Here is a 12,197-nt window from a genome sequence, read left to right as displayed (position 1 = left end):
GTAATGAGAATTGATAAATTTTTACATGATCAGCAATACGGGAGTCGTTCAGAAATCCACGAGTTAATTAAGCGGCGACAAGTGATGGTCGACGGTCAACCAATCAAATCGTTTAAGGTTAATATTGATCCTGACGTGAATGCGATTCAGGTTAGTGGGCAATTGGTTCAAGTACAGGCACCATTTGTGTATTTGCTGCTTAACAAACCAGCAGGGGTCATCACGGCAACGCATGATGAGACACAAGCGACCGTGATGAGTTTAATTGCATCGGCTGATTTGCGAAAGGACCTTTCCCCAGTTGGCCGTTTGGATAAGGATACGACTGGGATGTTACTATTAACTAATGATGGACAATTGGCGCACCAGTTAGTAAGTCCCAGGCACCATGTTCAAAAGACGTATCGTGTTACGACTACGGGGCAACTGACCGCGTCGCAGTTAGATGAGCTGGAAGCTGGGATTACATTACGGGATGGCTCACAAGTGTGTGCGGATGACTGCCAATTGGTTGAGCAACAAGCGGATCACTCAATTGTGTTGATTACGCTTCATCAGGGGAAATATCATCAAATTAAGCGAATGATTGGGTACCTTGGTCAACGCGTCACGCAACTTGATCGGGAATCATTTGCTGGGATACAGGATTCAACGCTTGAACTTGGAGCCTATCGTGCCCTAACCGCAGCAGAAATTGAACAATTAAGCAAATAAAAATGCAGATGACTACCATTGTTGGTAGGGCATCTGCATTTTTTGGCGCTATTGATTGGCGTAGCGTTGCATGAAAGCAGGTAGCGCTTCGGTAATTTGGTGTGGTAAAACAACATAGCGTGTTTCGGCCAGTTCTTCTGCAATGGCGCTATGTGCATAAACGGCTGCTAATACAGCAGCTTGATGATCTGAAAATTGAGCGGTAAACCCACCAATTATACCTGCCAAAGTATCTCCCATTCCGCCAGTTGCTTGGGCGGGCGTTCCAAGTGGGAGCTGATAGATTTGACCAGTTGGTTCATAAATTTCAGTGTGGTGTTTTTTCAAAACGACAGTTGCTTTTAGCTGTTGTTGCACGGCTAGATTATTAGTGGTTGTTTGATCTGCAATTTCAATTCCGCTGAGGCGTTGCCACTCCATTTGATGGGGGGTGTAGATCAGGTGTCCTGCTGGTTGAGTGATCTTTTGGTGAGCCATCATTGTGATGGCGGAACCGTCGATAACTACGGTCTGGTCGGGTTGCGTATTGGCAAAGACGGTGGCCAGCACTTCCTGACTACGAAAATCATCTCCGAGTCCGGGACCAATGACAATTGTATCGGCCTCACTAGTTAAGTTGCTGAGCTGAACTTTATCATGGTAGTTGACGAACATGGCCTCAGGAACTTGAGCGTGTAAACTGCCAAGATTAACGGCATCGGTGGCGGTGGTGACGAGGCCTGCACCAGCGTGAACTGCAGCCATGGTGGCCATAATAATAGCGCCGCCAAAGTTTTGATTACCACCAACTAATAGTACGCGGCCGAATGTCCCTTTGTAGCTGTTGGCGGGGCGTGGTTGGATTACGTGAGTTAAAATCTGATCTGTTAATAGTTGCATAGTTTTCATCCCTTAATGATTAATCAATATCGTTATTGTAGCGCATGTTGTCTGATCACGCTATTCAGAATGTCTCGATGAAACTTGAAAGGCACTATGGTACAATGAAACCCTAAGATCTTAACTGGAGGAATTCGAATGATAGACTGGCAAGCCAAGGCGCAGGAGCAACAAGACGAGTACTTGAATGATTTGATGGCCTTGATCAAAATTCCAAGTGTTCGTGATGATACACAGGCTACCGATGAGTATCCGCTCGGTCCGAAGCCGGCACAGGCATTGCACGCAATTTTAGAAATGGCGCAACAGGATGGTTTCAAGACAAAAAATATCGATAATGTGGTTGGTTATGTAGAATGTGGCGAGGGCGATGAAACCTTAGCAATTTTAGCTCACGTGGACGTTATGCCAGCTGGTGATGGGTGGCAAACGGATCCATTCGATCCAGTCATTAAAGATGGGAATATCTATGGTCGTGGGACGTCCGACGATAAAGGCCCCGGGTTGGCAGCTTACTATGCATTGAAAACGCTTAAATCTATGGGTGTTAAATTTAATCAAAAAGTTCGTATGATTTTTGGCACGGATGAAGAAAGTAATTGGACCGGAATGAAACGGTATTTTGAAGTCGAACCGGCACCAACGTATGGTTTTTCACCGGATGCGAGTTTTCCTCTAATCAACGGTGAAAAGGGTAACGTCTCATTGAAGCTTAACTTCGATGCAACAGCGACGGGAACGGTGGCTTTAACACGCTTTGACGCCGGTTTACGGCCTAACATGGTCCCCGGTAAGGCAACGGCAAGTGTGCATACAACTGCAGCCCACCAAATGGCCAGTGCGTTTGATGATTATCTTGCTGAACAACCGGTTAGCGGATCAGCTCATGTAGACGGTGACAACGTCAACTTTGAGGTGATCGGTAAGGCAGCCCATGGAATGGAACCAGAAAAGGGCAACAACGCCGGAACCTATCTGGCACAATTTTTGATGCAGTTTGATTTTGCAGCAGCGGCGCATGATTTTCTGACCATTTTAGGACGAGATTTACATTTGGATACCCGACTACACAATCTGAAGATGAATTTTGTGGATGAAATAATGGGTGAATTGACGGTCAATGTTGGGATAATGCGGTACGATGCCCAAGTTGGTGGCATGATTGATTTGAATTTCCGCTATCCAAAGGGCTTGTCAGCGGATGCGCTAGTTGAGCAACTGACAGTGGCAACAACTGGACAACAGTTGACAATTACTCGTGGAGACGCCATGGAACCACATTACGTCGATCCCCAAGATCCAATTGTGCAGACATTGATGAACGCGTATCGCGATCAGACTGGGGACGTTGATAGTCAGCCAGAGGTCGTTGGCGGTGGCACGTATGGTCGGATGATGACACGTGGTGTAGCGTTTGGGGCGTTGTTCCCCGACACAACGAATACAATGCATCAAGCGAATGAATTTCAGCCAGTTAATCAACTTGTTCTATCGATGGCGATTTACATGCAGGCGATATATGAATTAAGTGTCAAAAAGTAAACGTTTTACTACTCATTAATAGTTAAATTTGTTAAAATAAATGTGAGAAAGTTCCTTCTCAACTTCTGAACCTATTCTTTATTGGGGGTGCTATTTATGAGTAGCTACAAGAATATATTAGTCGGTGTTGATGGTTCCAAACAATCTGAAATGGCATTAGAAAAGGGTATTATTAGTGCAATCCAGAATAATGCGAAATTAATTCTATTGAGTGTTATTAATGGGGAACGTTATCCCAATACCAGCACCGTAGGATACGGATTTATCGACCGCAGTGTGTACGATACAGCGGTTGAAGAGATGAAAAAGAAATTAAATGAATTTAAACAACGGGCAGTGGATGCTGGTGTGAAGGATGTTGAAACTGAAGTTAAGATTGGTAATGCGAAGCTTGAACTCGGTACAGACTATCCTCGTGCGCATGACGTTGATCTGATTGTGGTGGGGGCCACAGGCTTGAATGTGATTGGTCGCATGATTGTTGGCTCAACTTCTTCATACGTTATTCGTGAAGCACCGTGTGACGTAATCGTTGTTAAAACAGATAAAGATAATCGAGAAGTGGATTTACAAAAAACCACCTACCCAGAAATCTAAAATAGTGTATTGCTTCAAAGCCTTGTGCCCGTTGGGATCGCAAGGCTTATTTTTATACATTTTTTTATCATGCCCACGAAAGGCCCACATTATACCGAAAAAATTAACTGGGACTATTTAAATATGCATCCAATAGATCAACTGCTTTTCGTTTGTCGCTGTCGGAAACATGGGTGTAAATATCTAAAGTATTCTGTATTTTCGTGTTGATTAAGCTAAGTACCGTATTTAACTAATAGGAAGTTAGAAACGGAGTGAACAAGATCAATGCAGAAATATCGAATTTGTAGTGTTGTATTAGGCATAATCCTGATGAGTCAGTGGTGGGAACCGGTAGCAGTGTTAGCCAGTCAACCAAGCATGCCAATTAAGGAAGAGGTTATTTGGTCGGCCGATGAACAGGACCGAGAACAGCAACGAGCGCAAAAAGATGCCGATCAGGCGGTACTAGACGGTATTACTGAACTCGCATCAGTTCAGATGAGTGGGAAATCGGTTCAGTATCAGACGGTATTTGAACGTACCTTTAACCAGGATTGGGTGGATTACCAAGCTTATTTTACGCTCGGCCAGACATTTGACTGGGCAGTGATGACTTTACCTGAAGCATTGACCAATTTGTCCCATGAATCGGTGTGTTATCAAGCGCTAATGCGCGGCAAAGCGCAATACGAACGCCAACCTGTCATTTCAGCTTTGACTCCGGAGAAACAAGCGAGTTCGAGAACAAAGTCAGAAATTAAAAATAATTCCACCAAATTAGTGCAACAACCGGTGCAGCGGCCGGTTGAAAGGCCGGTACAATCCACAAGTTCCAAGTTTAGTCGGGAGAGACAGCAAACGGAACCCAGAAAATCTGGGCCAACAGAGTCGACCACGCCAAAGTCTCGGGTATCGAACGATCCGTCCAGTACAGAGAAGGTTGTACAGGTAATTTTGCCGGAGAAGCTACCAATAATTGGTAGCCAACAATCATTTATTAAACATATTGCTCAGTCAGCTAAGATAATTGCAGCTAATAATGATTTGTATGCCTCGGTGATGATTGCTCAGGCGGCTCTTGAAAGCTCGTGGGGAACGAGTGACCTCAGTGGCCGACACCATAATTTGTTTGGTATTAAGGGTGGTTACAGGGGCCAATCTATCCAAATGTGGACGAAAGAAGTCACTAACGCGGGCGTACAAAAGCATATTTTGGCAGATTTTCGGAGTTATCCAAGCGTCGCTGCATCGTTAAGGGATTATGCCGTAGTGATGCAACAACCAATTTTTAGAAATGCCAAAAAATCACAAACGAATAGTTATGAAGAAGCCACGACGTTTTTGACACAGCGGTATGCCACTGATCCTACGTATGGACAAAAGTTAAATCAGATTATTAAAACCTATGATTTAACGCGTTATGATCATGCGGAAGTTCCATCATCGACCATCCCAAAATCACATCATCAAGCGCCTTTCTCGAAGTCAACCGTGCTGAAACACCACCAGCAGAACCACTCTTCAAAGGGGATGAGTGCGACGATTAAAAAGGTGTGTTTTAGTAGCGCAGGCTTAATTGTATGTTTGCTGCTTAAAAAAGGACTTAAACTGTAATCAAAAACCCCGTCAAAGTTGACGAGGTTGATTAATTAAAGTGCTTTTAGTTTTGGTTCACGAATATCTGTCAGAGCTTGATCAATTTGATCGAGCACTAATTGAACGTTTTGTGGGTTTTCCAAGTCGTACTTTTGGAGATCCACTTTGATTTTAGGACTTACATCGTATTCATCAAACCATTTACGATAAGCAGTCCACATTTTGTAGTAATAACTTTCTAGTTCAGGGTTATTATCAAATTGTTCATAGTCACGGCCACGTTTTTTAATTCGATACAAAATTGTATTGAAGTCAGTTTCGGCATATACGAGCAAGTCTGGTGCTTTCTTAGGTAGTTGTTTCAAATCGTTCATCATGTTGTCAAGCAGTGTTAAATAAACACCCAATTCTGTATCGCTGATGTTTCCCTCGGCATTGTTTTCCTTAGTAAATAGGGCGTCTTCATAGATTGAACGATCCAAAACGTTATTATCATCAGAAAGTGCTTTTTTGATCATGGAGAAACGCTTATTTAAGAAGTAGATTTGTAATAGGAATCCGTACTGCTTGGGATCCTTATAATACAATGGTAGCACTGGGTTTTCACCGACTGGCTCGAAAAAGGCTTGAGTTCCTAAATGATCGGCAATCTTGCCAGTTAAAGTTGTTTTACCAACACCAATCATTCCTGCTGTAATTATCACCATAGTGGCCCCTCTTTACACAAATTTTTACGCAATGCATACATGTTACTACAATTCTGATTAAATTTATATACTACTATTGGTTATTAAAAAAGAAAATGGAGCATCGATCCCTATGGTGACGCATTTTTATATCGAATTAAGCATTATATAAAATTATTATTTTTTATCATCTTGAGATTGTTCCGATAGGAGGTCACGAATTTCTTTTAGGTAGGTTTCCTCATTAGATGGCACAACGGGTTCTTCTTCCTTCTTTTCCGTGTGGAAAAAACGATTAATAAGCTTGACCATGAGAAAAATCACAAATGCAACGATGAGGAAGTTGATAATGGAATTGAGGAAAAGGCCAACTTTAAATTGAGCACTTCCAATAGTCCAGACCACGTTCGAAAAGTCGATTTTGCCAAGAAACAGTCCCAATAACGGACTAATCAAGTTGTCAGTCAGTGATTTAACGATGGCCGTAAAGGCAGATCCAATAATAACCCCAACGGCCAGATCCATTACGTTACCCCGAAGAATAAATTCTTTGAATTCTTTAAGCATAGATTAATTCCCTCCAAAATTGTTTATCTAAAATATAACATAATCCGATTGATGAAAGTTAGTCATAGACCGTTTTATATAGTAGTATGGGAGGTAATATATTGAGTGATAAGGACTGGCGGTAATGGAAAACGTAGATGAAATTAAGCAAGAACTGGTGTTGGCGCAGCAGAAGCAGGAATTAATTACAATTTACAACTTTGATGGTGATGGCACATTTTCTGTTGGTTACGTCGTGGGGATGGATGGCGTTTTTGTATTGACGATTGGCATTGATATGGAAGGCAAAATTAATGGGCTCACCGCCATTCGATTAAGTAGTATTCACCGGGTAGCCCGTGATACAGACTATTTAACGACGGTGCAAATTAAACAAGACGTGGCCCGTCAAAATGGCTTTTATGATCTGTGGCATGTGACGGATTATTTGCAGCAAACGGATTTTAAAACTGATGGCATTTTGGCCACCATTTTGCAAGAATGCGTCGAGACGAAGGAACCCCTCGTGATTGGCACACGACAGTATAAGGATCGCGATGACTTTGAAGGGTATATTCATGAACTGACACCAATTAAACTAATCATGCATTATCTCAAATTTGAAGATCTCAGCTCATTGTGGGAATATGAAATTTTATGGGCGGAAGTTGACTATATTCGAATTAAAGGATCGCAAGCACATATGTGTCAGGCGATTTTAGATCGTGTTTTTCGGTGAAATAAAGAGGATTGAAACTCAAATTAACTGAGTTTCAATCCTTTTTGGCGAAAATTAGTCGATTTCAATTGAACCATTCTGGGTTGAGATGATGACTTTGTTGGTGGCTGATTCATTTTGATTTAACTGATTTGTTGCGTCATGGTCAAAGAGTTCTATATGACCATTTTGGGTTGTTAGCTGGTAGCCTTGCGTCGTTGGTGATTCAAGCTCGACTTTGCCATTTTGATTATGAATATTTACCGACTGGTTGAAAGTTGTGTTATCAAATTCTTGATTGCCGTTTTTGGCGGAGTAGTTTCCACCAGTTAACGTGCTGCTTTCAACATCTAGTTTGCCATTCTGCTGTGAAACGGTCGCGTTATTGAAGGTGACACCGTATAAATTGAGATGGCCATTATTCACTGAAAGCCGGCCGGAATTGGTAATGGTCATTCCATGGATATCTGCGTTTCCATTGGCAAGCTGAAGATCAAGGGTCTGCAGTGTGAAGCCAGCTTGGGTATCTAAGTTACCATCATCAATGGTACCGCTAAGGGAATCAAGTTTTGTGTTAGCTGGTAAGGTAATAATAATGAGGGCATCTTGAGTGCCTGACAACCACATTCCAGGGGCATCTAGGGTTTTACTGTCGATTGTCACGGTCCCATTTTTTTGAGTTACTTTGGGGTTAACGAGATTAGAGCCTGTAACTTTAACGCTGGCGGTAGTGCCAGTTTTAAACTCAACGTTATATCCGGAAGTATCAAAATTGAAATGTTTCACTTGGCTAAGATGTTTGATGTGGTACGTTTGACTTGATTGGCGTGCGATTTTTACACCGTTATGCCAAACTAAGTTGGTTGAAGCGCCCATTGAAAAGCCAACAAACGCAGCAATTGCACCAATAATGGTTAAAACGACACCGGTGATTAATAGTTTTTTGGTCATCATTAGTCCTCCTTTGGTTGCTGACGTGGCTTACTGAATCGTTGGTATAACCACCGAGTAAAGTTGGCGGCCATTTCAAGAAGTACTTTGATAATCAAGTATCCTAACGGTGCGACGACCAGCATAATACCAATGGCTGACAGTCCGATGCCAATGAAGAATACACAGGTTGCGATAGAGGTTGGTGAAATCAGCAGACCACCAATAATGCAGGCAATTCCAGCAACCGCAATGGCAATCACCCCAACGATGGTTCCAATAATGACACCTGCAATGGCCACCATAAAGGCGAAGAGAACGGCGATTAATGCTAATAATAGTGGGATTGCAATTGGACTGGCCATTAAAGCCAGGATGACGAGCCAAATCATACGAATGTTACGTTTTGATCGCGGCTCAGATTTTTGGTTCGGTGTTTGCTGGTCTTCTGCATCAATGGCGCGAATCGAGTAATCAGCAAGGATTTTACGAGCCAGTTGTTTTGGTGTACCGAGCTTTTGCACAATTTCGTCTTCGGTTGTTAAGTTAGCGTCCATGATGTATTCACTGTAGAAGTCAATGACATCATCACGTTCGCTGTCGCTTAATTGAGACAATTGACGTGTTAATTTATGAATGTATGAGTTATTTTCCATCATCAGTTCCTCCCAAGATACGATTAATGGTGGACTGGTAGTTTTGCCAGTCTAATTGAATTTCTTGTAATCGCTGTCGGCCAGTAGCGGTAATTTGATAGTAACGACGATTGCGTCCTTGAAAGGGTTGATCGTAAGTGATTACCCAATTTTCCTTTTTCAACCGGCGAAGAACAGGATACATGGTCGATTCCGAAACAGGAGTAAATTCCTGAACCTGTTGTGTGAGTGCATATCCGTAGTAATCTTCGTGAGTGAGGAGAGCAAGCACGCATCCATCAAGCAGTTCTGTTGTGATTGAAATTGCCATAATTATTTCCCCTGTCATATTATATTCAATATAGTATTGGATGCAATGTAAATATACCAAGTTAAACAAACGATGTCAATTATTTAATAAAATTAAAAAAATAAACCACAACCGCTGAATTTTAGCGATTGTGGTATACTGCTTAGGTAGAATTTAAGAAGGAGAACACAATGAATAAATCATTAATTGCCCTTGTATTGATGGTGCCGATTTTGACGTTTGCCATTATTGTATGGCTAACGATGGCAAAAATTGTTACGGGTGGCGCATTGATTGCAATTTGGATTATTGGCTTTGTATTGGCGACGTTAGCCACCACAGCAATCATGACGATTGTACAATTAAATAAATATAAAAATAAGGAAGACGAGGATTAACAATGGGGCAACCGACAGACGACTGGGATTTATATCGCCAACATCCAACGGTCGGACACTTTTTAGGATGGTTACTAAGTCTGATTAAACGCATGGGCATGATTGCGTTGTTATTTATTCTAATTCAGCTACCACCGGAAGCAATGGTTATTTTAAAACATCAGCCGCGATTGTATGGAACCGCAATTGTGACAATTGGTTGCTTTATCCTCATTTTCGTCGGTATTATCCTGTGGGCTAAAAAAATATGGCAGCAAAATAATCGGACAGTTAAGCGATCGCTGAGTACCGGAAAGTCAATTGGTTATGTAATCTGGGGGTATGTCGCAATTTATGCGGGGCAGATAGTGTTAGGAACCCTGAACATCATGCTTTATCACCAGACACAAACGGCCAACAATAATGAAGTCTCAAAAATAATGGCTAATAATATGATGGTGATGGTCGTGTTTGGTCTGTCAACAGTCCTTTTGACGCCAATCGCAGAGGAATTAATCTTTCGTGGTGTTTTAACGAATTTGTTTTTTAAGCCCAACCAATTTTGGCCGAAACTAATTTTATCAGGTTTTGTCTTTTCAATCGGCCACATGAGCACCACCGTTATTAGCTTTTTAATTTATTTTTATATGGGCATGGTGCTGGCTTTCTTGTATCAGAAGACGGGACAGTTGAAACTGTCGATTGCGTTGCATGGTTTGAATAACTTAATTGCAATTAGTCAGATGATTATGATTTTAATGCGTTAAAAAGCGGTGGCGGCAGCCATCGCTTTTAGATTTCACTCAGGATTTGATCTAATCGTTGTGAAATATCATTAATTTCGTGTAGTCGTTGAAGATATTCAGACTTTTTCATGTTTAAGTGATTGAGATAGGAATTAACTTTGTTTAAAATAATCCCCTGACTTTGTTCGGCCTTTGGGGTAAGTGCAACCAAAACGTGACGTTCATCGTCAGGATCTTTATGACGCGTCACCCATCCACGTTGTTCAAGGCGTCGGAGAAGGGGGGTCAGCGTGCCACTGTCTAACGCCAGTTGGCGTCCGAGGTCGCGCATAGTGATTTCACAATTGGCTTCCCAGAGATTTAATAGCACAAGATATTGTGGATAGGTGAGGTTGAACGGATCTAGGATTTCGGCGTAGAAGCGATTAAACTTCTTGTTAGCCTCATACAGAGCAAAACACATCTGTTGATTTAATCTAGTAGGTTCATTCAAATTTAGGGTCATTAGTACTTCCTCCTCCAACTTATACTGCAATTCTAACCTAAATTTGTTTGTTTAACAAACAAATTGATTGAGATGCAGAAGCAGCCACCTTGTGAATTTCACAATGTGCAGGAATTATTTTTTTACAGAGACTTGATCGCGATTATAGTAGCAATCGTTGGTAAGTCGGCAATTGTGATTTTGAATTTATTTCACAAGTGCAAATATGCGTTTGAAATTTAGTTTGAACATTGCGTATAATAGAAATATTGATTTATGGGAATGGAGATAATGATAGTGAAGGACTTAACCACAGTATATCAACATGGCACATTAGCAATGCTCGTGGCGGGCTTATTCGAAGGAACAATGCCGCTTTCAGAGTTATTGACGCATGGCGATAGCGGGATAGGAACGGCGGATAGTCTTGATGGTGAACTCGTGATCGTCGACGGTAAGGCGTACCAAGTGAGGGAGTCTGGTGAAGTTGTTGAAATGACACCAGACACTAAAATTCCGTTTGCATCAGTGCACTATGACGATGTTGATGCGGAGCAAACACACATTGAAAATATGAACGATCGTCAATTGCAAGAACGGCTGATTAAGGATCACAATATGTTTAATGTTTTTTACGCCATCAAAATTACTGGAACGTTCTCTCATATGCATACGCGGGTAGTGCCACGGCAAGAAAAACCATATCCTAAACTAACCGTTGCCACTAAAGTGCAACCTGAGTTCGAACAGGATCAGGTGCATGGAACGATTGTGGGCTATTTTATGCCATATCTTTTCTTAGGCGCCGCAGTTGGTGGAATTCATTGGCATTTTATTAATGATGCGCGTGATTTTGGGGGACATATCCTGGACTTCCAATTAGCATCTGGAGACGTGAGTGTGCAGGTATTGGAAAACTTGAATCAACATTTACCGGTTAATAACACACCATTCCGGGATGCCCAAATGAATCTGCAGCAGGTTGGCGATGAGATTAACGAAGCAGAACATTAAGTCGAATAAAAACGTTGTAACCGTTTACATTATGTGCTAATATAATAGGCGAGGAAGAACAATTTAAGTTCTTGGACGCCGTGAAAAAAGATCAGTCATCGAGGATTGATACTTTGTCCGAGACCCGTTTCTGGACGTTGAATCAGAGTAGGCGAGAAGCAGCGTAAGTGTGACTCTTAATATCGAATAAATAATGGATGATGTAGTTACCAGCGTGCGCTAGAAATGATCAATAGTAACTTTGTGGGAGAGTACCAGTTAGTGATGCAAAGTCGCTCAGTTCTTCCGTAAAAGGTCACCAGTGTTAAAGACTGGTGGCCTTTTTGGGTACCAATAAATACACCCCCTCAATTCACAAAGAAAAGTGAACGAGGGGATGTTTGACGGTAAGCACGTAATAACAGACCGGCTATAATTACGCACTTCAGTGCGATAGAATCA

Annotated in this window: 15 protein-coding genes; 8 read left to right on the top strand and 7 right to left on the bottom strand. The window is 41.9% G+C overall.

Annotated features, from left to right (window positions below; genetic code table 11):
• The first annotated feature begins 3 nt into the window (after positions 1-3).
• A complete protein-coding gene (locus FC26_RS12045) occupies positions 4-714 on the top strand; it encodes a pseudouridine synthase (RefSeq protein ID WP_057781209.1) in 711 nt (236 codons plus the stop codon).
• Between the two features lie 48 nt (positions 715-762).
• Here FC26_RS12045 and FC26_RS12040 read toward each other — a convergent pair whose 3' ends face one another.
• Entirely contained in the window at positions 763-1,593 is an 831-nt protein-coding gene (locus FC26_RS12040; RefSeq protein WP_057781206.1) for an NAD(P)H-hydrate dehydratase, read from the bottom strand.
• Positions 1,594-1,731: 138 nt separating this feature from the next.
• On the opposite strand from FC26_RS12040, the gene pepV reads away from it, so the two are divergent.
• From pepV to FC26_RS12025, 3 genes are all read left to right on the top strand, one after another.
• On the top strand, positions 1,732-3,135 hold the full coding sequence (gene pepV, locus FC26_RS12035) for a dipeptidase PepV (RefSeq protein ID WP_057781201.1): 1,404 nt from the start codon (positions 1,732-1,734) through the stop codon (positions 3,133-3,135).
• Between the two features lie 96 nt (positions 3,136-3,231).
• Complete coding sequence (locus tag FC26_RS12030; protein ID WP_057781196.1) at positions 3,232-3,732, top strand: universal stress protein; 501 nt, start codon at positions 3,232-3,234, stop codon at positions 3,730-3,732.
• A gap of 312 nt (positions 3,733-4,044) precedes the next feature.
• Positions 4,045-5,328, top strand: a complete 1,284-nt coding sequence (locus FC26_RS12025; RefSeq protein WP_162259985.1) for a glycoside hydrolase family 73 protein — start codon at positions 4,045-4,047, stop codon at positions 5,326-5,328.
• Between the two features lie 35 nt (positions 5,329-5,363).
• Here the strand turns inward: FC26_RS12025 and FC26_RS12020 are convergent, their stop codons facing one another.
• Both FC26_RS12020 and mscL read right to left on the bottom strand, forming a co-directional pair.
• Entirely contained in the window at positions 5,364-6,017 is a 654-nt protein-coding gene (locus tag FC26_RS12020; RefSeq protein ID WP_057781190.1) for a deoxynucleoside kinase, read from the bottom strand.
• A 156-nt stretch (positions 6,018-6,173) separates the two neighbouring features.
• On the bottom strand, positions 6,174-6,563 hold the full coding sequence (gene mscL / locus FC26_RS12015; protein WP_057781187.1) for a large-conductance mechanosensitive channel protein MscL: 390 nt from the start codon (positions 6,561-6,563) through the stop codon (positions 6,174-6,176).
• A 124-nt stretch (positions 6,564-6,687) separates the two neighbouring features.
• Here mscL and FC26_RS12010 point away from each other — a divergent pair, with 124 nt between their 5' ends.
• Positions 6,688-7,281, top strand: coding sequence for a hypothetical protein (locus FC26_RS12010; RefSeq protein ID WP_057781184.1), 594 nt, complete (start codon positions 6,688-6,690; stop codon positions 7,279-7,281).
• Between the two features lie 54 nt (positions 7,282-7,335).
• Here FC26_RS12010 and FC26_RS12005 read toward each other — a convergent pair whose 3' ends face one another.
• From FC26_RS12005 to FC26_RS11995, 3 genes are read right to left on the bottom strand one after another with little or no spacing between them, the layout of a single operon-like run.
• On the bottom strand, positions 7,336-8,214 hold the full coding sequence (locus tag FC26_RS12005; protein ID WP_083483857.1) for a DUF4097 family beta strand repeat-containing protein: 879 nt from the start codon (positions 8,212-8,214) through the stop codon (positions 7,336-7,338).
• Positions 8,214-8,849: a DUF1700 domain-containing protein gene (locus FC26_RS12000; protein WP_083483856.1), complete on the bottom strand. Its 636-nt coding sequence runs from the start codon at positions 8,847-8,849 to the stop codon at positions 8,214-8,216. The genes FC26_RS12005 and FC26_RS12000 overlap by 1 nt, the downstream gene beginning before the upstream one ends.
• Positions 8,836-9,156, bottom strand: a complete 321-nt coding sequence (locus tag FC26_RS11995) for a PadR family transcriptional regulator (protein ID WP_057781174.1) — start codon at positions 9,154-9,156, stop codon at positions 8,836-8,838. Before FC26_RS11995 ends, FC26_RS12000 begins: the two co-directional genes overlap by 14 nt.
• A 170-nt stretch (positions 9,157-9,326) precedes the next feature.
• Between FC26_RS11995 and FC26_RS11990 the strand changes: the two genes are divergently transcribed.
• Both FC26_RS11990 and FC26_RS11985 read left to right on the top strand, forming a co-directional pair.
• Positions 9,327-9,533, top strand: a complete 207-nt coding sequence (locus tag FC26_RS11990; protein ID WP_057781171.1) for a hypothetical protein — start codon at positions 9,327-9,329, stop codon at positions 9,531-9,533.
• A gap of 2 nt (positions 9,534-9,535) precedes the next feature.
• Positions 9,536-10,279 carry a type II CAAX endopeptidase family protein gene (locus FC26_RS11985; RefSeq protein WP_057781167.1) on the top strand — a complete coding sequence of 248 codons (744 nt, stop codon included), beginning with the start codon at positions 9,536-9,538 and terminating at the stop codon, positions 10,277-10,279.
• A gap of 25 nt (positions 10,280-10,304) precedes the next feature.
• On the opposite strand, the gene FC26_RS11980 is transcribed toward FC26_RS11985, so the two are convergent.
• Complete coding sequence (locus tag FC26_RS11980) at positions 10,305-10,763, bottom strand: MarR family winged helix-turn-helix transcriptional regulator (protein WP_191978897.1); 459 nt, start codon at positions 10,761-10,763, stop codon at positions 10,305-10,307.
• Between the two features lie 276 nt (positions 10,764-11,039).
• Here FC26_RS11980 and budA point away from each other — a divergent pair, with 276 nt between their 5' ends.
• Positions 11,040-11,756, top strand: a complete 717-nt coding sequence (budA, locus tag FC26_RS11975) for an acetolactate decarboxylase (protein WP_057781164.1) — start codon at positions 11,040-11,042, stop codon at positions 11,754-11,756.
• Positions 11,757-12,197: the final 441 nt, after the last annotated feature.

The organism is Paucilactobacillus vaccinostercus DSM 20634 (assembly GCF_001436295.1).
In the GTDB taxonomy this organism is placed as follows: Bacteria; Bacillota; Bacilli; order Lactobacillales; family Lactobacillaceae; genus Paucilactobacillus; species Paucilactobacillus vaccinostercus.
The sequence above is the reverse complement of the archived record's forward strand: the minus strand, read 5'-3'. Positions and strand labels throughout refer to the sequence as shown.

Excerpts from the sequence above, each read along its gene's own strand:
- FC26_RS11985 (WP_057781167.1), top strand. The coding sequence starts at position 9,536 with ATGGGGCAACCGACAGACGACTGGGATTTATATCGCCAACATCCAACG.
- pepV (WP_057781201.1), top strand. The coding sequence starts at position 1,732 with ATGATAGACTGGCAAGCCAAGGCGCAGGAGCAACAAGACGAGTACTTG.
- FC26_RS12000 (WP_083483856.1), bottom strand. The coding sequence starts at position 8,849 with ATGATGGAAAATAACTCATACATTCATAAATTAACACGTCAATTGTCT.
- FC26_RS12010 (WP_057781184.1), top strand. The coding sequence starts at position 6,688 with ATGGAAAACGTAGATGAAATTAAGCAAGAACTGGTGTTGGCGCAGCAG.
- FC26_RS11995 (WP_057781174.1), bottom strand. The coding sequence starts at position 9,156 with ATGGCAATTTCAATCACAACAGAACTGCTTGATGGATGCGTGCTTGCT.
- FC26_RS11990 (WP_057781171.1), top strand. The coding sequence starts at position 9,327 with ATGAATAAATCATTAATTGCCCTTGTATTGATGGTGCCGATTTTGACG.
- FC26_RS11980 (WP_191978897.1), bottom strand. The coding sequence starts at position 10,763 with ATGACCCTAAATTTGAATGAACCTACTAGATTAAATCAACAGATGTGT.
- FC26_RS12025 (WP_162259985.1), top strand. The coding sequence starts at position 4,045 with ATGAGTCAGTGGTGGGAACCGGTAGCAGTGTTAGCCAGTCAACCAAGC.
- FC26_RS12045 (WP_057781209.1), top strand. The coding sequence starts at position 4 with ATGAGAATTGATAAATTTTTACATGATCAGCAATACGGGAGTCGTTCA.
- FC26_RS12030 (WP_057781196.1), top strand. The coding sequence starts at position 3,232 with ATGAGTAGCTACAAGAATATATTAGTCGGTGTTGATGGTTCCAAACAA.
- FC26_RS12040 (WP_057781206.1), bottom strand. The coding sequence starts at position 1,593 with ATGCAACTATTAACAGATCAGATTTTAACTCACGTAATCCAACCACGC.
- FC26_RS12005 (WP_083483857.1), bottom strand. The coding sequence starts at position 8,214 with ATGATGACCAAAAAACTATTAATCACCGGTGTCGTTTTAACCATTATT.
- FC26_RS12020 (WP_057781190.1), bottom strand. The coding sequence starts at position 6,017 with ATGGTGATAATTACAGCAGGAATGATTGGTGTTGGTAAAACAACTTTA.
- mscL (WP_057781187.1), bottom strand. The coding sequence starts at position 6,563 with ATGCTTAAAGAATTCAAAGAATTTATTCTTCGGGGTAACGTAATGGAT.